Source organism: Pusillimonas noertemannii (genome assembly GCF_003096595.1).
Lineage (GTDB): Bacteria > Pseudomonadota > Gammaproteobacteria > Burkholderiales > Burkholderiaceae_B > Pusillimonas > Pusillimonas noertemannii.
The window spans coordinates 1-23,183 of record NZ_QEKO01000009.1 but is presented as its reverse complement, the minus strand read 5'-3'; the positions used below and the strand labels follow the sequence as shown (position 1 = coordinate 23,183).

Here is a 23,183-nt window from a genome sequence, read left to right as displayed (position 1 = left end):
TCCCGCCTGAGCTCAGGTGTTATGAATAGGAAATAGGATAATCGCGTCGCCACGAAATTTGCTGCTTAATTAAACCGCCCCTTGCCCAGCATGCAGTGTTTAAAGTTAGTTTTTTATACGTAGGCGGTTTTTTATACCGGGCTACACCACTTTCTGCGTCTGCGCGCCCAACTGGTCCATGCGCAGGGTGATGACATCGCCCTTCTTCAGGAACTGCTGCGGCTTCATGCCCAGGCCGACGCCGGAAGGCGTGCCGGTAATGATTACGTCGCCCGGCAGCAAGGTCATGAACTGGCTCAAATGGGAAACAATCTGGGCCACAGGGAAGATCATGTCGGCGGTAGTGCTTTTTTGCCTTGTTTCGCCATTGACCTTCAGCTCCATCTCAAGCACCTGGGGGTCGGGGATTTCGTCGGTGGTGACCAGCCACGGGCCGATGGGCCCGAAGGTGTCGAAGCTTTTTCCCTTGCTCCATTGACCACCGCGCTTGGCCTGCCAGTTGCGCTCGGAAACGTCGTTCGCCAGGCAGTATCCGGCAACGTGCTCGAGTGCCTTCTCGACGGGCACTTTTTGCGCCTTCGTACCGATGATCAGGCCCAGTTCGATCTCCCAGTCGCCCTCTTGCGCGCCGTCGGGCAGGACGATGTCGTCGTTGGGTCCAGACAGCGAGGTGATGGCCTTGGTAAAGATGACGGGCTCTTTGGGGATCTCCATGCCGGCCTCTTCGGCATGCTTGCGGTAGTTCAGGCCGATAGCGACGAACTGGCGCGAGCCCGCGACCGGCACGCCGATGCGCACGGACTCGTCGACCAGGGGCAGCTTCTGCAGGTCGATGGCCGTAAGGGCCCTGAGACGCTCTGGCGCCAGCCACTCGGGTGTCAGGTCGGGCACCAGAAGGGAAAGATCGCGCATGCGTCCTTGTGCATCGAGCGCCCCGGCTTTCTCCTGCCCTGCCGGGCCATAGCGTAGTAGTTTCATGGTCGTTTCCTGGTGAATGATTGAGAGTCATTGCATCGTACACACACCGCCGTCCAAAGCCAACAGACCGCGGAACAGGCCGGATGCCGGAGAACGCATCCGGGAACGGGCGCACAGGCCGATGATTCGCTGGCGTTGGTCGGGCATGCCTGGCGCCGCAATGATGCTTTCAAGTGATCGGCAAGGTGTTTTTCTCATCTGTCGCAGCGGGAGGCTCTTGCCTACACTCGAAAAAAACAGACCCGCGAGACAACATTCCCCAGCCTCATCCGGCACACTCCAGCCGCCGATCCGTCCGCATCCGAACCGCGGCGCGCAGGCGCAGTCGATCAGAGACCATGAAAAAAATAGACATCTACAACCACGTGCTTCCGCCTCAATACCTCGAGCTGGTCAAGACGCACTCCAAGGACGCCGGCATCGTCAAGCGCATGGTCGGCCTGCGCATGCTGTGGGACATGGAGGCGCGCGCCGCCATGATGGTCGAGAAGTTTCCCGACGTGGTGCAAGTGCTTACCCTGAGCCAGCCTTCGCCCGAGATGCTGGGCGGGCCGGAACAATCGCCGGAGTTCGCCCGTGTGGCCAACGACGGCATGGCGGAGATCTGCCGCCGCTGGCCCGACCAGTTCCCCGCTTTCGTGGCCGCCTTGCCCATGAACAACGTGCCCGCCGCCTTGAAGGAGATGGACCGCGCCATCAATGAACTGGGTGCGCGGGGTGTGCAGGTGGTGACCAACGTGAACGGACGCCCCCTGGACGACCCCGAGTTCTTCCCCATTTTCGAGGCCATGGCCACGCGCCACGAGCTGCCGGTGTGGATGCATCCGTTCCGGCCCGGCACGGTCAACGACTACAAGGACGAAGAGCGCTCGAAATACGAAGTGTGGCAAGTGCTTGGATGGCCGTTCGAGACCTCTGTCGCGATGTCCCGCATCGTATTCTCGGGCATGCTCGAGAAGCTGCCCGCCCTGCGCATCATCACCCATCACTGCGGCGGCATGCTGCCCTACTTCGCGGGCCGCGCCGAAACCCTCTGGGCGCAGTTGGGCAGCCGCAGCGCCGACGGCAGCGAGGCTGAGGTGCTCAAGCGCCTTTCAAAGCCGCCCATCGAATACTTCAAGATGTTCTACGGCGACACCGTGCTGGGCGGCTCGGCGTCGGCCCTGCGCTGCGGGCTCGACTTCTTCGGTGTCGATCATGTGGTCTTCGCCTCGGATTGCCCTTTCGATCCCGAGGGCGGTCCCATGTTCATCCGCGAAGGCATACGTTCCATTGAAAGCCTGGATCTCAGCCCCGACGACGCCGACAAACTGTACTTCGGCAATGCGCTGCGGCTCATGCGCCTGCGGCGCCTGGGAAAGCAGTAGGCGGCGAGACCCGCCCGGCCTGAAAACACGATGAACAAGGAAACATGACATGAACAACGCAATTGCGGTGCAAACGCGCCAGTACTGCCAGTTGATAGCAGGAGAATGGGTCAATGCCGACGACGGCGATGCCTTCGACGACATGAACCCCTATAGCGGCGAAGTGTTCGCCCGCATCCCCGCTTCGGGAAGCGCCGAAGTCCAACGTGCGGTCGAGGCGGCCCACAAGGCCTTTCCCGCCTGGGCGGCGATGGGTGCGCGAGAGCGCCAGGCGCTGTTCCTGAAAGCGGCCGACATCCTCGAACGCCGGGCCGACGAAGTGGTTCTGATCATGGCCCAGGAAACCGGCACCGCCACGCCCTTTGCCCGGTTCCAGATCCAGTGGGCATCGGGCTTCCTGCGCCAGGCCGCCGGCTATCCCTATTTGCCGGGCGGCGAGATCGTGCAGTCGGACACGCCGGGCGTATTTGCCATGGCCGTGCGCAGGCCGCTGGGCGTGGTGGCGGGCATTTCGCCCTGGAACGGCGCCCTTGCCCTGGGCTTCCGCACCATCGTCGCGCCGCTGGCCTGCGGCAATACAGTCGTGCTCAAGCCGTCGGAAGAAGCTCCCGTATCGGCGGGGCTGCTGATGGGCGAAATCATGACCGAGGCGGGCTTTCCCGCCGGGGTGGTCAACGTGGTCACGCACGCACCCGGCGCAGTGGGCCCCATCGCCGACCATCTGTTCGAAAGCCGCAAGGTCCGTGCGTACAACTTCACGGGCTCGTCGGCCACGGGCGCGCTGCTGGCCGCCCGTGCGGGCAAGCACCTGAAGCGCATCGCGCTTGAGCTGGGCGGCTACAACCCCATGATCGTCCTCAAGGACGCCGATCTCGACTATGCGGTCGACACGGCTGTTTTCGCGGCCTTCTTCCACCAGGGGCAGATCTGCATGAATACGCGCAAGATCCTGGTCGAACGCTCGCGCTATGAAGACTTCCTGGCACGCTTCGCGGCGCGTGCGCGCGACATCAAGCCCGGCGATCCCAGCGACCCGCGAAACAAGATCGGCCCCCTGATCAACGACGCGGCCGCCGAGAAAGTGAAGCAAGCCATCAAACAGGCGGTGGACAAGGGCGCCCGCATCGTGGCGGGCGGTGGTTCGGAAGGCCGCTGCGTAGAGCCCACGGTGCTGGTCGATGTTCCCAGAGACGCGCCCATCCATTGCGAAGAAGTGTTCGGTCCGGTGGTGATCGTCCAGCCGTTCGATACCGAACAGGAAGCGGTGGACGAGGCCAACGGAACCGACTATGGCCTCACGGCCTCGGTCATGACGGCGGACGTCTGGCAAGGCATTACCCTGGGCGGCCGGATACAGGCCGGCATGGTCAACGTCAACGGCCCCACCATGGGCGGCGAGCCGCAAATTCCGTTCGGCGGCGTCAAGGACAGCGGATGGGCACGCTTCGGAAGGTGGGCCATCGACACCTTCAGCGACCTGAACCTGATTACCGTCAGCAACGACAAGCGCAGGTACCCTCTATGAAGCGCGGCGAAGCCGGCGCGGCCGCCCTGGTCCTGGATCTGCCGCGCACAGTCTGCGCTGCGGGCTCCATTTGCACATTGGCCGGCGAACTGGAAGCGCTGGGGGTCCGGCGGCCGCTGCTGGTCACCGACAAGGGCATACAGGCCGCCGGCCTCGTGGCCAGGCTGGCCGATGCGTACGGCAATGCAAACGCCCTGGCCGTCTTCGGCGACGTCACCGAAAACCCCTTGTTCTCCGACGTGGACCGGGGCGTGGCCCTGTACCAACAGCATTCGTGCGATGGGGTCGTGGCGCTGGGCGGCGGCTCGGTCATCGACACGGCGAAGTTCATCGCCCTGCTGGCATGCAATACGGGGCACATCGCCGACTACGCCGGCAAGCCGGGCGTTGCGCACAAGGCTTCAGCCCCCCTCGTCGCCATTCCCACCACAGCAGGAACAGGCAGCGAAGCCTCGCACTCCGCGGCGATCCACCCCGACGCTTCGGCGCCCGCAGTCGGCATGAGCTCGCGCCATCTCATCCCCCGTGTCGCCATCCTCGACCCCGAACTGACAACCGGCCTGCCGGCCCGGCTTGCCGCCGCCACGGGTATCGATGCGCTGTCTCATTGCATCGAAGGATATCTGTCCGACAAGGACCAGCCCCTGGGCAAGGCCATTGCGCTGGAGGGCATCGCGCGCGTTGCCGGCGCGTTGCGGCGCGCCGTCGCCGAACCCGCGGATCTCGATGCGCGCACCGACATGATGCTTGCCGCCTATGCCGGAGGGGTGTCGATCGGCATGGGGCTGGGGCCTGCCCACGCCGTGGCGCTGGCGTGCAGCGACCAGGGCTTCCACCACGGGGTATTGAGCGGCATCGGCCTGGTTGCCACGCTGGAAGCCACCGTGGCCAAGGTGCCCGAACGCGGGGCGGCGGTGGGCGATGCATTCGGCCTGGCGCCCGGCGCCTCGCTGGCCGCCGCGATTGCGGACCTGATGCGCGAACTGGGACTGCCCGCCACCTTGGCCGAGCTGGGCTATGCAGCGGACGGGGTCCAGGCCCTTGCCGATGCCGCGCAGCGCAGCCACTTCAATATCTTCGCGCCCGCCAAGCCGACTTCGGCCGAGTATGCCGCCATGCTGGCCGAATCGCTGGCCGTTCCGGTTTCCTGACGCCGGAGCCGGGGCGGCCGGCGAAACGGCCGGCGGCAGCCGCCTTAGAGCAGCACCCTGCGCAGATCGGTCAGCGCCGCACTGAGATAGACACTGAAGCGCGCGCCCAGCGCCCCGTCCACCACGCGGTGATCATAAGATAGCGACATGGGCATCATCAGGCGCGGCGCAAATTGCTCGCCATTCCATACAGGCTTCAATGCTGTGCGGGACAAGCCCAATATCGCCACCTCCGGCGCATTGATGATGGGCGTGAAGCCCAGGCCGCCGATGCCCCCCAATGAAGAGATCGTGAATGTGGCGCCCTGCATGTCGGCCGGCTTGAGCTTGCCTTCCCGCGCCTGGGTGGATAGCTGGGCCATTTCCTGCGCGATAAGCATGACCCCTTTCTGGTCGGCGTCTTTGATGACGGGCACAACCAGCCCATGCGGCGTGTCGGCGGCAAAGCCGATATGGTAGTAATGCTTCAGGATCAGGCTTTCGCCGTCTTCGCCCAAAGAAGCGTTGAACGAGGGAAACTGCTTCAGGGCCGCAACGCTGGCCTTGATGGCAAAGGCCAGCAGTGTCAGCTTGGCGTTCGCGCCGTCCTGCGCGTTCACCTGCTTGCGAAAGGCTTCCAGCTCGGTGACGTCGGCTTCATCGTACTGCGTCACGTGGGGAATCATCACCCAATTTCGATGCAGGTTGGCGCCGCTGATTTTCTTGATGCGGGACAAGGGTTGCACTTCAACCGGCCCGAACTTCGAAAAATCCACCACCGGCCAGGGCAACAGGTTCAATCCCGTTCCGCCTTTGCCGCCGGTAGCCGTCTCGCCGCCCGCCAGGGCCGACTTTACGTGCTGCTGCACGTCCGCACGCTGGATGCGGCCCTTGGCGCCGGTACCCGGCACCCGCATCAGGTCCACGCCCAGTTCACGCGCGTATTGGCGTATTGACGGCGAGGCATGCACGGTGGATTGCGAGGCGGCGTCTCCATCGCCCGCATGCAAGCCCTCCTGCTCGGCTGGCCGCCGCGGGACGGCCGTCGTTGGCGCCGCGTCCAGGGCCCGTTCCCCGGCAAGCTGCGCGACCGGGATTGGCCCTGCGGCCTCAACCGCCGGCAGAGCGGTCGCCTGGGGCTCGGCCTGCGGACGGGGCTCGATCTGCGGGCGGGGCTCACCCGACGTGCCTGGCGGCGCATCGGGGGACGGCGCTTCGTCCGCCGGGGCGGCTTTGCCGCTTGGCCGCAGCATCAGCAACACGGCGCCTTCGGCAATCTTGTCGCCCACCTTGATGCCCAGCGACTCGACCACGCCGGCGTGGCTGGACGGTATCTCCATGCTGGCCTTGTCCGACTCCACAGTGATCAAGGACTGATCGGCCTCTATGGTGTCGCCTTCCGCCACCATGACTTCAATGACCTCGACTTCCTTGAAATCCCCGATGTCCGGGACTCGTATCTGCATCAGTTCCATGACCGCCTCTACACCTCGGTCGACAGGGGCTTGCCCAGGTCCAGGTCAAGCGCCTGGGCGAAGGAGCGCAGGCTTTCCGGATCGGGCGACAGCTGGCTGAAGGCCGTATAGGCGATCCAACGGGCGTCGACCTCGAAGAAATCGCGCAGGTTGGCACGCGTATCGCTTCGTCCGAAGCCATCGGTGCCCAGGGTGGTGTAGGAGCCCGGCACGAAAGCGCGTATGCCTTCGGCCACCGCACGCACATAATCGCTGGCCGCGATGACCGGCGCCCCGCCGTCGCCCAGCACCTGCGTTACGTAGGGCTGGTCTCCGGCATGTCCCAAGCGCTGGCTGCGCTGCGAAGCGATGCCGTCACGGGCCAGTTCGGTATAGCTGGTAACGCTCCACACCTCGGCGTCGATATCGAGCTTTTCCTTGAGCAATCCCGCCGCGGCGATGGCTTCTTTCAACACCGGCCCCGAAGCAAGCAAACGCACTTGGGCTTCGGACAATGCCGCCAGGCAGTACATGCCCCGGCGTATGCCCTCTTCCACGCCTTCCGGCATGCTGGGCTGCGCATCATTCTCGTTGGTGACCGTCACGTAGTAGAAGACGTCCTCCTGCTCTTGAAGCATGCGGCGCATTCCATCTTGCAGTATGACGGCGACCTCATAGGCATAGGCGGGGTCGTAGGCAATGCAGTTGGGAATGGTGGATGCCATCAGGTGGCTGGTGCCGTCCTGGTGCTGAAGACCCTCGCCCGCCAGGGTGGTTCTGCCCGACGTGGCGCCGATCAGGAAGCCTCGCGCCCGCTGGTCGGCCGCCGCCCAGATCAGGTCGCCGATGCGCTGGAAGCCGAACATGGAGTAGTAGATGTAGAACGGCAGCATGGGCACGCCATGTACTGTGTAGCTGGTGGCCGCGGCCGTCCATGACGAAATCGCGCCGGCCTCGGTAATGCCTTCTTCAAGAATCTGGCCGTCCGTGGCTTCGCGATAGGACAGGATCGAACCGATGTCCTCGGGTTCGTAAAGCTGGCCCTGGGAAGAGTAAATACCCACTTGGCGGAACAGATTGGCCATGCCGAAGGTGCGAGCCTCGTCCGCCACGATGGGAACGACATGGCGGCCCACGCCCTCGTCCTTCAACAGGCCCCCCAGCATGCGCACCAGCGCCATGGTGCTGGACATCTCCTTGCCCTGCGCCTCGAGCGCAAAACGGGCGTAGGACTGGATTTCAGGAACCGTAAGTACCGGCGAATGCGCGTTGCGGCGCGGCATGAAGCCGCCCAGTTCGGCGCGGCGCTGCATGAGGTGGCGCATTTCGGCGCTGTCGGGCGCGGGTTTGTAGAATGCCAGCGCCTCGCAATCCTGGTCGGAAATCGGCAGGCGGAAGCGATCGCGGAATTCGAGCAGGCTGTCGGTGTCCAGCTTCTTCTGCTGGTGGGTGGTCATCTTGCCCTGGCCGGCGGCGCCCATGCCGAAGCCCTTCTTGGTCTGGGCCAGGATCACGGTGGGCTGCCCGCGGTGATTGGCCGCCGCATGATAGGCGGCATGGATCTTCTTCATGTCGTGGCCGCCCCGCTTGAGGCGATCGATCTCGTCGTCTGTCAGCATCGAGGCGATGGCGCGCATGCCGGGCGTCTGCCCGAAGAAATGCTCTCGATTGAAAGCGCCGTCGTTGGCGGCGAAGGTCTGCAGTTGGCCGTCCACGGTGCGGCCCAGCACTTCGACCAGCTCGCCGGCCGGATCACGCGCGAAAAGAGGATCCCAGTCGGAACCCCACAGCAGCTTGATGACGTTCCAGCCCGCACCCGCGAACAGGGTTTCCAGTTCGTCGACGATGCTGCCGTTGCCCCGCACCGGGCCGTCCAGCCGCTGCAGGTTGCAGTTGACCACGAACACCAGGTTGTCCAGATGCTCGCGCGCGGCCAGGCTCAGGGCAGCAAGCGATTCGGGTTCGTCCATCTCGCCGTCGCCGAAGACGCCCCAGACCTTGCGGTCTTGCGGCGCCAGAAGGTTCCGATGCTCCATATAGCGCATGAACCTGGCCTGGTAGATGGCGCTGATGGGGCCGATGCCCATTGAGCCTGTGGGAAACTGCCAGAAATCGGGCATCAGCCAGGGATGGGGGTAAGAAGCCAGGCCCCGCGCGCCTTGTTTTCCGGCCTGTATTTCCTGCCGGAAAAGCGCGAGTTCCTGCTCACCGAGGGACCCCTCGAGAAAGGCGCGCGCATAGATGCCGGGGGCGGAGTGCGGCTGGAAATACACCAGGTCTCCGCCGGACTCGTCGCTGCGGGCCCGGAAGAAATGATTGAAGCCCACTTCGAACAGATCGGCCGCGGAAGCGTAGCTGGAGATATGGCCGCCCAGTTCGCCATAGGCTCGATTGGCGCGCACCACCATCGCCAGGGCGTTCCAGCGAATGATGCTGGCCAGGTTCTGCTCTATCTCGAGCGCATCCGAACCGCCCGGAAACGGCGGTTCGTCCTGGGCGCGTATGGTGTTCTCGTATGGCGTGTTGCGCGAATCGCGCCATTGCAGTCCCAGCCTTCTGGCGGTTTCGCTGAGTTGGGTCATCAGGTAGCGCGCCCGCTCGGGCCCGGCAGCCTGTACCACGCCCCGCAGCGCATCCAGCCATTCCGCCGTTTCCTGCGTGTCTTCATCGGGGTTCAGATGTTGGGTCGACATTTCCATGCCCTCTCTCCTGGTTCAATTTCTACTGAATAGGATAATTCCGACGACACCGAATAGGTAACTGTATTGGCCTTTCGAACACCCCAAATTCAGCATAAAATTCTGTATAAATATATTCATGCAGAATTTATTTTTCAGAATAATCAAAGAGGCAAGCCATGGAACTCGACGCCACCGACCTGCGCATCCTGCGGGTGCTGCAAGAAGACGCCAAGATCAGCAACATAGAACTCGCCAAGAAAATCAATCTGTCCGCGTCTCCGACATTGGCCCGGGTCAAGAACCTGGAAAAGAACAAGATCATCTCGCGCTATGTGGGGCTGGTCGATCCCGCCGCGCTCGGACTGAAGATGAACGTCTTCATCCAGGTCAGCCTCGACAGGCAGGAATCAGCCGCATTGGATCGCTTCGAACAGGAAGTCAGCCGCTTCGGCGAAGTGATGGAGGTCTACCTCATGACGGGCGACGAAGACTATCTGCTGCGCATCGTTGTCCCGGACATCCAGGCGCTGGAGCACTTCATCCTCGATCACCTGACCAAGATCCCAGGCATCAAGAAAATACGCTCCAGCTTCGCGCTCAAGCAGGTCAAATACAAAACAGCGCTGCCGATAGACTCGTAGCGCTGTTTGCCTGAACTTGAAACGGGGCCGTGCCTTGGATACCCCGAAGGCAAAGGCCCGGCGCCATGCCTTAGCTCATGGGGCACTGCTTGTAGTAGGCGTCCTTGTGGGCCTTCATGGGCGTCGCCGCGGTGCGGACCGTGTAGCGCCCCTGGTCGTCCTTGATCACCTCGTACATGGAGAAATCTTGGATGGGGAAGTGATTGGTGTTGAACTTGAAGTCGCCGCGCACCGAGTTGAAATCGGCTTCTTTCAGGGCAGCCCTGAACGCATCTTTATCGGCGACGTTGCCCTTTACCTTCGCGATGGCCGAATCGAGCAGCTGTGCGGCGTCATAGGCTTGCGCCGCCCAGGTCGAAGGAATGACGCCGTACTTTTCTTCGTATGCCTTGACGAACTGCTTGTTGGCCTCGTTGTCGATATCGGGCCCCCAGAAATGGCCGCCGAACGCACCCACGGCGCTGTCCTTCAGGGCCCTGAGCATGGGCAGCTCGAGCATGCCGCTGGAAAGCAGGGGAATGGATGAGGGCAAACCGGCAAGCTGGTATTGGCGCACGAACGACACCGCCATGCCCCCGGGGTAGAAGGCATACACCGCATCGGGCTGCTGCGAAGCCACCTGGGTCAGTTCGCTGGAGAAATCAAGCTGGTTCAGGGGCGTGTAGACCTCGTCCAGCACCTCGCCGTTATAGAAACGCTTGAAACCCTCGAGCAAGTCTTTGCCGCCCTGGAAATTGGCCGTCATCAGCACGACCTTCTTGTAGCCCTGGTCGCTGGCGTACTGGCCGACCACCTCGGCGATGTTGTCGTTCTGCCAAGAGGTGGAAAAGAAATTGGGCGAGCATCCCGCGCCGGCCAAGGGGGAAGGACCGCTGTTGGTGCTGATCAGGAACACGCCCTTGTCCGTAATCGTCTTGGCCACGGCCATCATGACGTTCGACCCCGTGATGCCCGCAATAATGGGAACGTCGTCGCGCTCTATCAGCTTCTGCACGACCTGGGTGGCCACCTCGGGCTTGAACTGGTCGTCTTCTTTCAGGACCTGAACGGGCACGCCGCCCAGCTTGCCGCCACGCTGTTCGATTGCCAGCATGAAGGCGTTGTACTGCTCTTCGCCGGGCACGGCCACCGCGCCGGAAAACGTGTTGAGAAAGCCGATCTTGATAGGCTGCTGCGCCTGTGCCTGTGCGATGGCGGAAGCCCCAAGCATCATGGTCGCGGCAACCACTGCCTTGCATACGAAACTGTTCATCATTGTGTTGTCTCCTTTATGTAAATATTTGTTTTCACTGCACTCTACCCCCGCTGAAATCGCCCGGGAAGATGACAATAAGCCGAGTTCGATACCTGAATCGCATCGCCCTTCAGCAACTCTGTACCAATGCCGGCGAATACCTCGCCTGGGCATCGCGCCAAACCGCAGCCCAGCAATCCGGCCTGGCCGTGCCTTCAGGAAAATCTCTATTTTCATATCAGCCCTGATCTCGTAATATATTACAAACATCATGTAAAACATCAAAGAAATACGGAGACCATCTTGCATCTAGGCCGACTGTTCCAAAGAAGCGTTCAAATGCACGGCGACCGGCCCGCGCTTGCCATGGGCTGCGCGCCTGCCGCCAACTATGCCGAACTGGATGCCCGGATCCGTGCGCTGGCCTATTGGATGCGCCGCGACCTGGGGCTGGAACCAGGCGACCGCGTCACGCTGGCCATGAAGAACCGCGCCGAATACGCCCAAGCCCTGCTTGCCGCCTGGCACGCCGGGCTATGCGCCGTGCCGGTCAACAGCAAGCTGCACCCGAACGAAATCGACTACATCCTGCGCGACTCGCAATCAAGGCTTTGCCTTACCGACGCAAACCTGTACAAGGGCTTGCGTCCCGTGGCCGACGACATCAAGGCGCTGCACCTGATCGACGTCGAAGCGCCCCGCTATGCGCACGCGGCCACCGGCCCCCAGGCCCCGGAAACCATCGAACCCGGTCAAGACAGCCACGCTCCCGCATGGCTTTTTTATACGAGCGGAACCACCGGTCGCCCCAAGGGCGTCGTCCTGAGCCACGCCAACCTCGTCAATATGGCGCTGAATTTCTATGCCGACGTGCAGCCGGTGGACGACACCGACGTGCTGCTGCATGTCGCGCCCATGTCGCACGGAAGCGGGCTTTACAGCGTGCCATGCTTCCTCAAGGGCGCCCTGCAGGTCGTTCCGTCCAGCGGCGGCTTCGACGAGGCCGAGACCTGCGAGCTGCTGCAGCACTATCGCAACGCCAGCCTTTTCGCCGCGCCGACCATCGTGCAGCGCCTTGCCGAATACGTCGCAAGCCGCAACGCCCCGCTTCCCGGGCTGAAAAGCATCATCGTGGCCGGCGCGCCCTTTTATGTGGAAGACATCAAGCAAGCCGTACGCGTGCTCGGACCCCGCATCGCCCAGATATACGGCCAGGGCGAATCGCCCATGAGCATCACGGCTCAGACAGCAAGCCGGATCGCCCGCGCGGTCGAACAGAACGACGACGAGTTCCTGGGCTCGGTCGGCCACGCCCAGGCCAGCATCGAGATAAGCATTGAAGACGCATCGGGCAATCGGCAAAAGGCCAACCAGGCGGGCGAAATCATGGTCTCGGGGCCGACGGTCATGCAGGGATACTGGCAGAACCCCCAAGCCAGCCACGACACGCTGCGCGACGGCAAACTGCATACCGGCGACATCGGCCTGATCGACGGCCGGGGCCTGCTGCACCTGAAAGACCGCTCCAAAGACGTTATCATCAGCGGCGGCACCAACATCTATCCGCGTGAAGTCGAAGAAACCCTCATGCAACACCCCGACGTCGCCGAAGTATCGGTCATCGGCATGCCCGATCCGCATTGGGGCGAATCCATATTGGCGTTCGTCGTGCGCCGCGAAGGACGCCCCCCTGCCGGCCCGGCCGAACTCGACGCACTTTGCCTGAGCCGTATGGCGCGATTCAAGCGACCCAAGCGCTATGTGTTTCTTGATCAACTGCCCAAGAATGCAACCGGCAAAGTGCTCAAGCGCCAGCTTTACGATCTTGTTCCACCCACGCCATGACCAAACAAACCGACGCCCTCTTCAACCGCCAGGCCGTCAGCCAGACCGACAAGGCCTATGGCCTGCTTGAAGAACTGATCGTCACCGGAGAACTTGCGCCGGGCAGCCAATGGTCGGAAACCGCCCTGGGCGAGCGCCTGGGCATTGGCCGCTCGCCCATACGCGACGCCCTGCAGAAACTCGCCTTTCAGCGCCTGGTGCACATCGCCCCGCGCCAGGGCGTCTTCATTTCCGAGATCGATTACCAGGGGCAGCTCAAGGTCATCCAGGCCCGCCGCGACATCGAGCATCTCATCGTCACCCAGGCGGCCCTTTGCGCCACACAGGCCGAGCGCCAGGCCATGACCGGCCTCATGGCCGAGCTGCGCAAGCTCAAGAAGAACCATGACATGCGGGGCTACATGCGCCTGCATTTTGCGCTGACGGACGTGCTGGGCATAGCTTCGCGCAACAGCTATGCCGCCGAGTTCTACGCCATATTGCAAACCCTGTCGCGCCGCTTCCTGTATTTTCACAAAAAGCGCCATGCCGACCTGACGCTGATCTGCGACCTGCACGTCGATCAGCTCAAGGCGATCGTCAAGGGTTCACCAGAAGCTGCGCAGCAGGCGGCCGCGGCGCGCAACGACTACGCCGAAAGCCTGGCCCGCGACACCATCATGGAAATGATCGCCAGCTCGGAACTGCAGGTATCGACGCCGCGCCGTCCCCGCTGAACCGGCCGGCACGGGGCGGGCGCTAGTGTGCTGTTTGATTAATTAGTCAAACAGCACACTAGGCCTCGGCCTTGGCCCGAACGCCCAGGCCGCTGACCCTGGCCAGTACGTCGTCTCTCCAGACATCGCCCGTCCAGGCAATGTGCTGGTCGGGCCTGATCAATGTCAATGGCTGTGGGTACAGGCCGCGGATGCCGGCTTCTTCGGGCTGTATCACCGCCAGCGGTATACCCAGGCGCTGCGCCTCTTCTCTGGCGGCATCCACCCCTGCGCGCCCCGACGGGGACGACACCAGCAGTGTCAGGCCCAGGCCGAAATGGTCGAACAGCGAGCTGCCGTCGTGCAGCCAGGCATGGGGAGCCCGGCATCCGGGCTCGGCCCTGGGCACGTAGTTCAGGAAGTCGCGCGGCGGCTCGGGCCGGTCGGCCCGGTCTATGACGGGCGAATCGGCATAGCAATCGCCCAATATGGTTCCCAGGGTGTAGAACTCGGAAAGCTTGCCTCGCCGGATGTGCTCCGCGGCCCGCCGCCGGGCGGCTTCTCCCTGCTCGTTGTCGGCCTCGATATCGTTTTCAAGCAAGCCGTTGCTCATGAGTTTGTGGTTGGCGGTCGCCTCGCCCATGACGTGAACGTGCACGGGCCGCCTTTCGCGTTCGTAGCTGTCGAGCAGGGGCGGCCCGCCCCAGCCCTTCAGCACGGCCGAAAGCTTCCAGCCCAGGTCGACCGCGTCGCCTATGCCCATGTTCATGCCGAAGCCGCCAAAGGGCGGATGCATATGGGCCGCATCGCCGGCCAGGAATACCCGCCGGTCGCGATAGTGGGTGGCCAGCAGGCGGCTGGCCACCCATTCGTCGGCGCTGAGCACTTCATACGGAACATCGATGCCGGTGGCGCGGCGGATGAGGGCCGGCGCCTCTTCCTTGCTTATATGCACGTCGGGCGCCAGGCCGGTGGGCATGAAGAACCAGCGGTCGCCGGTATCCATGGGGCCGATCAGGCTCGGCACGTCGCTGTTGATCTGCCAGTACATGATGGCGGGACCGTGCGCGTGCGCCTTGGCCAGGCCGGGTGCGCGAAACACGAAGTTGTAGTTTCTGGACAGGCCGTACTCGCCCTCGAGCCTGGCGCCGATACCGTCCCGCACCAGGCTGCGCGGCCCGTCGCAGCCGACCATGTATTGCGCCTGAACCTCGAACTGCTCGCCGGTCTTCAGGTCGCCAAGGCGGGCGATCACCAGGTCGTCCCGCTGCTCGAAGCCCAGCAATTCGCACTGCAGCTGCAGCTTCACCGAAGCCAGGGTCTGCAGCCGGTCGCGCATGATCTGTTCGACCGTGTACTGCGGAATCCATTGTGCATGCTCCGAGTACAGTGGGTTGCGGCCCGGCCCGCAGTACAGCGCATTGTCGAACCGCGCCAGCCGGTGCCCCGACAGCCGCGTGGTGAACACAACATTCGAAGGGTAATCGATGCCCAGCGGAGAAGCGTCGCGCAGCGCCTGTGCAATGCCCCAGCGCCTGAAATGCTCGCGCGACCGCACGTTGGTGGTCTTGGCCCGCGGCGCCACGCCGACTCGATCGTTCTTGTCGATGACCAGGCAATCGATGCCCCTTAGCCCAAGCTCTATGCCCAGGCCCTGACCCACCGGGCCTGCCCCCACGACAAGCACCTGCGTCGCAACGCGACCGATCTTGGCTTTATTCACGTATTGTTCTCCACCGAGTGTTCTTTGCAGCATTCATTTTTCCAGGGCTTTTTCCAGGACGAAACCTGTTCCGGGAAAATACCTCTTGGAAAATTTACCCAGCCCGCTACAGTGGCATAAGATGGCAATTCGATCCGGGTGATGCCAATAGGTAATCATCCGGACGAAACCGGTTGCGCACAGCGCGGCAAAACGAGTCAAAATGCATTGACAGTGGCAAGTAGTATCGTCACCATACTAAAAAGGCGCCGCACTCCCACGCAGACGCACGAACGAACACAGGAGACAACCATGACCGTCGCAACCCAGGCAGAAGCCACCACCACCGAACAGAACGAACCCGCCGTCAACCTGAAGTTCAGCCACATGGGCCTCAGCGTAAAAAACATACCGGCAATGGAAGAGTTCTACACCAAGGTACTTGGCTTTACCGTGACCGACCGCGGACATGCCGGCGGAATGCAGCTGGTGTTTCTCTCGCGCGACCCGCTTGACCACCATCAGATCGTGCTGGCCACCGGCCGTCCCGCCGAGCTTCCCGGCAACACCGCCAACCCGCAGTTCGGGCCCAGTATCAACCAGATATCTTTCAAGCTGGGCGGGCTTTCCGACCTGCGCGACATCCAGAAGCGCCTGGCCGCGGCCGGCGGCGACAGCATCTTCCCCGCCAATCACGGCATCGCCTGGAGCATCTACGCGCACGATCCCGAAGGCAACAATCTCGAGTTCTTCGTCGACACCGACTGGTATATCACCCAGCCGTTCCTGATTCCGCTCGACCTGACCCAGAGCGACGACGAAATCTTCGAGCTGACCAAAAAGCTGTGCGAAGAAAGCGAGGGCTTCGAGCCCTATACGCAGTGGCGCGCCCGCATCGCCCAAAAAATGACGCCCTTCGTCGACCCGGCGCAATAAGCTCCGGCGGCCGCCGAAGCAGGCCGCCACACCTTCCGATATCGCTGGCGCGGGGCGCACGAGCCCCGCCAGCACTCGCGCGCCCGCATGCGCGCGCCCGCAATGCCGTCCCGCGACCTGCCCTGCCCGCAACCACCACACAGCCTTGCCAAGGAGAACGCCATGTTCATTCGAAACGCCTGGTACATAGGCGCCTGGGCCCATGAGGTCGAACAGGCGCCCTTTGCCCGCACCATCATGAACGAGCCTATCGTGTTCTTCCGCGACCACGCGGGAAAGGTCGGCGCGCTGGAAGATCGATGTTGCCATCGGGCCGCGCCGCTGCGCTTTGGCCAGGTCGTCGAGGGCGGGCTCGAGTGCGGCTATCACGGCATGGTGTTCGACGGCTCCGGACAGTGCGTCAAGATTCCGGCCCAGGACAAGATTCCCGCCAAGGCCTGCGTCCGGCATTATGCCGTCGTCGAAAAGGACGAGTTCATCTGGATCTGGATGGGCGATCCCGAACTGGCCGATGAATCGAGCATCATCGACTACCCCTTCCATAACGACCACGAGCGCTGGCCTCACAAGCACGCCGTATACGAAATCGAGGCAAGCTATAAGTTGATGGTGGACAACCTGATGGACATGACGCACGTGGGTTATGTGCACAAGTCGACCATAGGCGGCAACCCCAACGTGCACGTCGACGCCAAGACGGTCGTCACTCCCGGCGACAACGGCCTCAAGTACGTGCGCTGGCTGCTCAACAGCCCCCCTCCGGCCACCTACTCCAAGGTCGTTGAGTTCAAGGGCAATATAGATCGTTGGGCCGAATTCGAATACATAGCGCCCTCGTCCATCATCCAATGGACCGGCGGCATAGATGTTGGAAAAGGCGCACAAGAAAACCGCGACCAGGACGGCGTGGCCATTCGCGTATTCCATGGCCTGACACCGGTCACCGAAACAAGCTGCCTCTACTTCTGGGCCCCTGCCCACGGCTTCCGGCAAGACGAGCCCCAGATCACCGAGGCGCTGTATCGAGAGATCGACACGGCGTTCAAGGAAGACAAACGCATCGTCGAAGCGCAGCAGGCCATGCTGCTTTCCACGGGCGAAGACCGGACGGTAGACCTGGTTTCGGACGCCGCGCGCATCCAGATGCGGCGGGTCATGCAGCGACTTGAAAAAGAAAGCAACCCGGTGGACTGAGCCGCACCCGGGACTAGCCCCGCACACGCACCTGCGCGGGCCGGGCTCTCTCGTCGCATGCGGCATGGCCATGCAGGGCGCGCAAGGCCCGCTGCATGGCCCGCATGTCCTCTTCGCCGGTGATGCACGTCATTTCCGCCTGCACCTCTGTCATGGCGTTGCGGATGGCCTGCATGAGCTCTATGCCTTTTGCGGCAAACGACACTACTTTGGCCCGGCCGTCCTGCGGGTCGACACGAAGCTGCACCAGGCCCAATTGCTCGCACTCCTTGACGATCTTGCCCATGGAGCCCTTGGTGATCTGCGCTCGGGCGGCCAGGTCGACAATGCGCGTGCCGTCGGGATCGAGGTGGCGCAGGACATTGAAGTGAACGTGCCGAACCATCGAAAAGCCCGACTGTTCGAGCCGGCCCATCAACCTGCCTTCGAAAAAACTGAATCCGGCAAGCAGCAGGCGACCCACATTGTCCGAACGCCAGCCATGCGTCAAGCCCAGGTCCAGATCAGATTCACCCAAAGTCACGGTTGCCCTTCGATCTTGAAAAACTGAAATCTTACTCCATCACCCTGCTCGACAAGGAAGGAAAATGAACTCCAGCGATAAACCCATAGCACTGGTCACCGGCGCCAATAAAGGCATAGGCCTGGAAACCGTGCGCCAACTGGCAGAACGCGGCTACATTGTGTACCTGGCCTGCCGCGACCCGCGGCTGGGCGAACAGGCCAGGAAAGAACTGGACATGCCCCAGGCGGACATCCGGGTCGTGCAGCTGGACGTCACGGCTCCCGCCACCCTGGTCTCGTGCTTCAATACTTTGCACGAAGCCGAAGGCCGGCTCGACGTGCTGGTCAACAATGCCGGAGTGCAGCTGGAAAGGCTCGCGCCCACCGAATGCACCGAAGAAGCCCTGCGGCAAACCTATGAGGTCAATGTCTTCGGTCCTGTCCTGTTGACGCAGCGCCTGATGCCGCTGCTCAGGGCGGGCGCAAGGCGGACGATCGTGAACGTCTCGAGCGAGCTGGGCTCGCTCAGCCTGCACAGCTATCCGGACTTTGCTTTTCACCGTGTAAACCTGTTTGCTTACAACTCGTCCAAAGCGGCGCTCAATGCTTTCACCGTGCTCCTGGCCAAGGAACTGCTGGCGGAGGGATTCAAGGTCAATTCGGTCAATCCGGGCTACACCAAGACGGGCTTGAACCAGTTCAACGGCACCCGCTCCGTCGCACAGGCAGCCGAAGTCATCGTGCACTACGCCACACTGGACGCAAGCGGTCCCACAGGGGGCTTCTTCATGGAAGGCGGGCCGGTACCGTGGTAGCCGTGCCCGGGGGCCTTTGTTTGTTTAGCCGGCCCCCTGCCCGTCTGATTTCAATCGGCGCCAAAGCGTGGTGCGGCTGATGTTCAGCAGTTCTGCGGCCTTTGCCTGATTGCCGCCGCACTCGCGCAGCACCTGCTTGATGTGGCGCAGGTCGGCCGCCCTGCGACGCTCTTCCAATGAGCCGCTCGCGGCGGCGCCTTCCTCAAAGATCTCGGGAACCAGGGTCTTCAGCGCGTCGGCTGCAGCCCCTTGCGCCGGGTACAGGTCGCTGAGCACCATGACACGTTCCAGCACGTTCTCGAGTTCGCGGACATTTCCCGGCCAGGCATAGTTGCGCGAAGCTTCGAGCAAGGCCTTGACCAAGGCCTCGTCCAGCTGCGGCCGATCGCCTGGCTGCTCGAGCCATTTCTTTTGCAGCGCCTGGATAAGCGGACGCAGATCTTCGGGCCGGTCGCGCAGGGGCGCCAGGCGGATCAGGAGAATGTTCAGTCGATAATAGAGATCTCGCCGGAACACGCCCGCTGCGACTTGTGAAGCCAGGTCCTGATGCGTGGCGGCGATGATGCGCACGTCGATCGGCGTAGGATCGGTGGCGCCGATGCGCAGTACTTCTTTTTCCTGCAAGACCCGCAGCAAGCGGGTTTGCAGCGACAGCGGCATTTCGCCGATTTCATCCAGAAATAGCGTGCCCGTATGGGCGGCCTCGAACAGCCCTGTCTTGCCGCCGCGGCTTGCGCCGGTGAAAGACCCTTCGGTATAGCCGAACAGCTCGCTTTCAAGCAGGCTTTCGGGAAAGGCGCCGCAATTGATGGCCACGAAAGGCTGGCTGGAGCGCTCGCTTTCCATATGGATGCTTTGGGCGATCAGCTCTTTGCCCGTGCCGCTTTCCCCCGTGATGAGGACCGTGGCCCGGCTTCTGGCGCAAGCCAGCACGCGCGCCCTGACGTCGGCGATCAGCCTGCTGTCACCCACGATGTCGTCAAGCCCGTATCGCACGGAGCGCATGCGCGACGCGCTGCGCGTACGCAGGCTGCGGTCCATGCGGCGGATCGCTTCAGGGTCCTGGCAGGTAAGCACCGCGCCGGTCAGCCTGCCCTGCTCGATAATGGGTACCCGGCTGGTGACCAGCGTGCGGCCCGAAAACCGCTGGACCCGTTCGAGCTCGGGCCGTTGCCAACGCAGCGTGGGCTCGAGGTCGAGATCGCCCATGAAGGAAGCCAAGGGCCTTCCCACCAGCCTGCCGGCGGGCTGGCCCAGTATTTTTTCCATCGCCGGGTTCAATACCTCGATGCGCCCCTCGGTATCGACCGCCACCACGCCATCGCGCAGTTCGCCCAGAATGGTGTTGATCCGGTCGCGCTTGGCGGCCTCGGACCTGCGCAGCCGGCCCACCTCGACGGCATCTTCGATGGCTTCGCGCACCAGCCTTTGGGAATAGATCAACATGCCGGTCAGGCCGTTTTCGCGGGCCAGGTCCACGACCAGGCCGGGCGCGACCACGACTTCCACGTCCATCGATTTCAGCTCATGAACGCAGGCGCGGGCCTCGTCTTCGTTGCCATAGCTTCGCAGCTCGACCGGCAACGCAAAGGTTTCGACAAACTGCCGAATTTCGTCGGAAACCACGCCGTAGGTGACCAGCGCGATGCGCCCGGCGTACCGCCGGGCCGCGCTCAGGCCCTGCATGACATCGAAGCCGCTGACCCGGACCAGCACCACGGGAATGTCCAGGCGCTGGCGCAGATAATTGCCGTTGGAGCCGGCGGCAACAATCGCGTCGACCGTGGCTCGCCGGCGCAGGGCCGCGATATCGCCCACCGCTTCGTCGTAGGCCTTTTCGATCAGGGTGACTTCAGCGTTGCGAACGCTGGGAATGAGTTCTTCAAGCAAGTGGCGCAAGCCGTGAAGACCCACCGCCACGACGTGCACCGGTAGCTGCGGAGGCGAAGCAATGGGCATGTTCATGGCCTGTTTCCTTGAGCTCTGTTTCAGAAATTGAAACATGATTATTTCAATATTGAAACACGGTCGCAGATATTCGACGCCAAATAATCACGGTCAATATTTTTCTTTATTAAAAATAAAGACTTATGTATTCATAAAATCGACCGCGAATTTGGCATGAAGTTTGCGTATAGTTAAGCATTACCCATCACTTGGTCAAAATACCATGCCTTCAAGCCAAAACACTGCTCCTACGCCCGGCGAACTGTTCCGCGCCGCGCTGGCCGAAGAAAAGCCCCTGCAAATCGTCGGCGCCATCAACGCCAACCACGCCCTGCTTGCAAAGCGGGCGGGCTACAGGGCTGTATATGTCTCTGGCGGCGGCGTGGCCGCGGGTTCGCTGGGCCTGCCCGACCTGGGCATCAACACGCTGGACGACGTGCTGGTCGACGTGCGCCGCATTACGGATGTGTGCGACCTGCCCCTGATGGTGGACATCGACACGGGTTTTGGCCCGTCGGCCTTCAACATCGCCCGCACCGTCAAGAGCCTGATCAAGTTCGGCGCCGCCGCATGCCATATCGAGGACCAGGTGGGCGCCAAGCGCTGTGGCCACCGGCCGGGCAAGGAAATCGTAAGCCTGCAAGAGATGGCCGACCGGGTCAAGGCGGCCGCGGACGCGCGCATCGACGCCAGCTTTTACCTTGTTGCCCGCACCGACGCACTGGCCTCGCAAGGCCTGCAAGCCGCGCTGGAGCGCGCCCAGGCCTGCGTCGAAGCCGGCGCCGACGCCATCTTCGCCGAAGCGGTTCGCGATCTGGAAACCTATGCGGCCTTCACCGAGGCGCTTGACGTACCCGTGCTGGCCAACATTACCGAATTCGGGCAGACCCCCCTCTTCACGATAGAGGAACTGCGCAGTGTCGGCGTAGGCATGGCGCTTTACCCGCTCTCCGCCTTCAGGGCCATGAACAAGGCCGCCGAGGCGGTATACACGGCAATCCGGCGCGACGGACACCAGCACAACGTTCTTGACGCCATGCAGACACGCGAAGAGCTGTACGACCGCATCGGCTACCACGCCTACGAACAGAAACTGGACGAGCTCTTCCGGCAGAACGCCGGCGGCGCCGACAAATAAAACATCGCATACAAGGAGATACCCATGGCCACGACAAACCAGCGCCCCGCCTCGCCCGCGGCAGAGCCGGGAACCGGCGCACCCAAGGCCAAGAAGTCCGTCGCCCTGTCGGGCGTCGTGGCGGGCAACACGGCCCTGTGCACCGTGGGCCGCAGCGGCAACGACCTGCACTATCGAGGCTACGACATCCTGGACATCGCCGAAGCCTGCGAGTTCGAAGAGGTGGCCCACCTGCTGATTCACGGCCGCCTGCCCACCGCCGTTGAACTGAAGGCCTACAAAGAGAAGCTGAAGCGGCTTCGCGGACTGCCGCTGCAGGTACAGCACGTATTGGAAAGCCTGCCCGCCTCATGCCACCCCATGGATGTGATGCGTACCTATGTTTCGGCGCTGGGCTGCGTACTGCCCGAAAAGGACGACCACAATACGCCCGATGCCCGCGACATCGCCGACCGGCTCATCGCCGGCTTGGGCTCGGCCCTGCTGTACTGGTATCACTACAGCCACAACGGGCGCATCATCGATGTGCATACCGATGACGACAGCATAGGCGGCAACTTCCTGCATCTGCTGCATGGGGCCAAGCCCGACGCCGACTGGGTGCGGGCCATGCATACCTCGCTCATCCTGTACGCCGAGCACGAATTCAACGCCTCGACCTTCACCTGCCGGGTCATTGCCGGCACCGGCTCGGACATGTATTCGGCCATCGCCGGCGGCATCGGCGCGCTGCGCGGGCCCAAGCACGGCGGCGCCAATGAAGTGGCCTTCGAAGTGCAAAAACGCTACGCTTCGCCCGACGAGGCCGAGGCCGACATACGCAACCGCGTTGCCAACAAAGAAGTCATCATCGGCTTTGGCCACCCGGTGTACACCATCTCGGACCCCCGCAACGAAGTGATCAAGCGCGTGGCGCGGCAACTGTCCGGCAAAGCCGGCAACACCGGCATGTTCGAAATCGCCGAGCGGCTGGAAAGCACCATGTGGGACGCCAAGAAGATGTTCCCCAACCTGGACTGGTTCTCGGCCGTGTCATACCACATGATGGGCGTGCCCACGGCCATGTTCACGCCGCTGTTCGTCATTGCCCGCACCGCCGGCTGGGCGGCTCACATCATCGAGCAGCGCATCGACAACAAGATCATCCGGCCCACCGCCAACTATGTAGGGCCCGAGAACCGTACGTTCACACCGATTTCAGAACGCGGGAACTGAAACCCTTTTTCCCATCCCTTTGATCGAGCCGTCCGCCCGAAGGCGGATGGCTCAAACCTTGCCAACCGGAACAACAATGAGCACTCACATTTCCAACGTCCGTCCCGAGCCCGACCAGGTACTGGTCGACATCGTGGACTATGTGCTGAACCACCCGATCGACAGCGCCCTGGCCTACGACA

18 protein-coding genes are annotated in these 23,183 nt (G+C 62.7%); 11 read left to right on the top strand and 7 right to left on the bottom strand.

Annotated features, from left to right (window positions below):
- Nucleotides 1-141 precede the first annotated feature (141 nt).
- The gene (locus C7440_RS18155) at nt 142-978 is read right to left on the bottom strand and encodes a fumarylacetoacetate hydrolase family protein (RefSeq protein WP_026067562.1); all 837 of its coding nucleotides are present in this window, start codon (nt 976-978) and stop codon (nt 142-144) included.
- 338 nt (nt 979-1,316) lie between these two features.
- On the opposite strand from C7440_RS18155, the gene C7440_RS18150 reads away from it, so the two are divergent.
- From C7440_RS18150 to C7440_RS18140, 3 genes are read left to right on the top strand one after another with little or no spacing between them, the layout of a single operon-like run.
- Entirely contained in the window at nt 1,317-2,345 is a 1,029-nt protein-coding gene (locus tag C7440_RS18150) for an amidohydrolase family protein (protein WP_017522583.1), read from the top strand.
- A gap of 49 nt (nt 2,346-2,394) precedes the next feature.
- Nucleotides 2,395-3,870, top strand: a complete 1,476-nt coding sequence (locus C7440_RS18145) for an aldehyde dehydrogenase family protein (RefSeq protein ID WP_116519452.1) — start codon at nt 2,395-2,397, stop codon at nt 3,868-3,870.
- Nucleotides 3,867-5,021 (top strand): iron-containing alcohol dehydrogenase, encoded by a 1,155-nt coding sequence (locus C7440_RS18140; protein WP_116519451.1) that lies wholly within the window; start codon nt 3,867-3,869, stop codon nt 5,019-5,021. Before C7440_RS18145 ends, C7440_RS18140 begins: the two co-directional genes overlap by 4 nt.
- Nucleotides 5,022-5,065: 44 nt before the next feature.
- Here C7440_RS18140 and C7440_RS18135 read toward each other — a convergent pair whose 3' ends face one another.
- Both C7440_RS18135 and mdeB read right to left on the bottom strand, forming a co-directional pair.
- Nucleotides 5,066-6,475 (bottom strand): dihydrolipoyllysine-residue acetyltransferase, encoded by a 1,410-nt coding sequence (locus tag C7440_RS18135; RefSeq protein ID WP_116519450.1) that lies wholly within the window; start codon nt 6,473-6,475, stop codon nt 5,066-5,068.
- 8 nt (nt 6,476-6,483) lie between these two features.
- On the bottom strand, nt 6,484-9,153 hold the full coding sequence (gene mdeB / locus C7440_RS18130; RefSeq protein ID WP_116519449.1) for an alpha-ketoglutarate dehydrogenase: 2,670 nt from the start codon (nt 9,151-9,153) through the stop codon (nt 6,484-6,486).
- 158 nt (nt 9,154-9,311) lie between these two features.
- Here mdeB and C7440_RS18125 point away from each other — a divergent pair, with 158 nt between their 5' ends.
- Nucleotides 9,312-9,776, top strand: a complete 465-nt coding sequence (locus tag C7440_RS18125; protein WP_116519448.1) for an Lrp/AsnC family transcriptional regulator — start codon at nt 9,312-9,314, stop codon at nt 9,774-9,776.
- Between the two features lie 70 nt (nt 9,777-9,846).
- Here the strand turns inward: C7440_RS18125 and C7440_RS18120 are convergent, their stop codons facing one another.
- The gene (locus C7440_RS18120) at nt 9,847-11,031 is read right to left on the bottom strand and encodes an ABC transporter substrate-binding protein (protein ID WP_116519447.1); all 1,185 of its coding nucleotides are present in this window, start codon (nt 11,029-11,031) and stop codon (nt 9,847-9,849) included.
- 282 nt (nt 11,032-11,313) lie between these two features.
- Here C7440_RS18120 and C7440_RS18115 point away from each other — a divergent pair, with 282 nt between their 5' ends.
- Both C7440_RS18115 and C7440_RS18110 read left to right on the top strand, forming a co-directional pair.
- A complete protein-coding gene (locus C7440_RS18115) occupies nt 11,314-12,855 on the top strand; it encodes a class I adenylate-forming enzyme family protein (RefSeq protein WP_116519446.1) in 1,542 nt (513 codons plus the stop codon).
- Nucleotides 12,852-13,571, top strand: a complete 720-nt coding sequence (locus tag C7440_RS18110) for a GntR family transcriptional regulator (RefSeq protein ID WP_116519445.1) — start codon at nt 12,852-12,854, stop codon at nt 13,569-13,571. The genes C7440_RS18115 and C7440_RS18110 overlap by 4 nt, the downstream gene beginning before the upstream one ends.
- 58 nt (nt 13,572-13,629) lie before the next feature.
- Here the strand turns inward: C7440_RS18110 and C7440_RS18105 are convergent, their stop codons facing one another.
- Complete coding sequence (locus C7440_RS18105) at nt 13,630-15,273, bottom strand: FAD-dependent monooxygenase (RefSeq protein ID WP_243410969.1); 1,644 nt, start codon at nt 15,271-15,273, stop codon at nt 13,630-13,632.
- Nucleotides 15,274-15,564: 291 nt separating this feature from the next.
- Here C7440_RS18105 and C7440_RS18100 point away from each other — a divergent pair, with 291 nt between their 5' ends.
- Both C7440_RS18100 and C7440_RS18095 read left to right on the top strand, forming a co-directional pair.
- Nucleotides 15,565-16,188 (top strand): VOC family protein, encoded by a 624-nt coding sequence (locus C7440_RS18100; RefSeq protein WP_017522593.1) that lies wholly within the window; start codon nt 15,565-15,567, stop codon nt 16,186-16,188.
- A 162-nt stretch (nt 16,189-16,350) separates the two neighbouring features.
- On the top strand, nt 16,351-17,382 hold the full coding sequence (locus C7440_RS18095; RefSeq protein ID WP_017522594.1) for an aromatic ring-hydroxylating dioxygenase subunit alpha: 1,032 nt from the start codon (nt 16,351-16,353) through the stop codon (nt 17,380-17,382).
- A gap of 13 nt (nt 17,383-17,395) precedes the next feature.
- On the opposite strand, the gene C7440_RS18090 is transcribed toward C7440_RS18095, so the two are convergent.
- Nucleotides 17,396-17,905 (bottom strand): MarR family winged helix-turn-helix transcriptional regulator, encoded by a 510-nt coding sequence (locus C7440_RS18090; protein ID WP_116519443.1) that lies wholly within the window; start codon nt 17,903-17,905, stop codon nt 17,396-17,398.
- Between the two features lie 64 nt (nt 17,906-17,969).
- Between C7440_RS18090 and C7440_RS18085 the strand changes: the two genes are divergently transcribed.
- Complete coding sequence (locus C7440_RS18085; RefSeq protein WP_116519442.1) at nt 17,970-18,701, top strand: SDR family oxidoreductase; 732 nt, start codon at nt 17,970-17,972, stop codon at nt 18,699-18,701.
- Between the two features lie 24 nt (nt 18,702-18,725).
- On the opposite strand, the gene prpR is transcribed toward C7440_RS18085, so the two are convergent.
- Nucleotides 18,726-20,666: a propionate catabolism operon regulatory protein PrpR gene (gene prpR / locus C7440_RS18080; protein WP_306669725.1), complete on the bottom strand. Its 1,941-nt coding sequence runs from the start codon at nt 20,664-20,666 to the stop codon at nt 18,726-18,728.
- A 205-nt stretch (nt 20,667-20,871) separates the two neighbouring features.
- On the opposite strand from prpR, the gene prpB reads away from it, so the two are divergent.
- Both prpB and prpC read left to right on the top strand, forming a co-directional pair.
- Nucleotides 20,872-21,786, top strand: a complete 915-nt coding sequence (gene prpB, locus C7440_RS18075; RefSeq protein WP_116519440.1) for a methylisocitrate lyase — start codon at nt 20,872-20,874, stop codon at nt 21,784-21,786.
- A 24-nt stretch (nt 21,787-21,810) separates the two neighbouring features.
- Complete coding sequence (gene prpC, locus C7440_RS18070) at nt 21,811-23,001, top strand: bifunctional 2-methylcitrate synthase/citrate synthase (RefSeq protein ID WP_116519439.1); 1,191 nt, start codon at nt 21,811-21,813, stop codon at nt 22,999-23,001.
- The last annotated feature ends 182 nt before the right edge of the window (nt 23,002-23,183 follow it).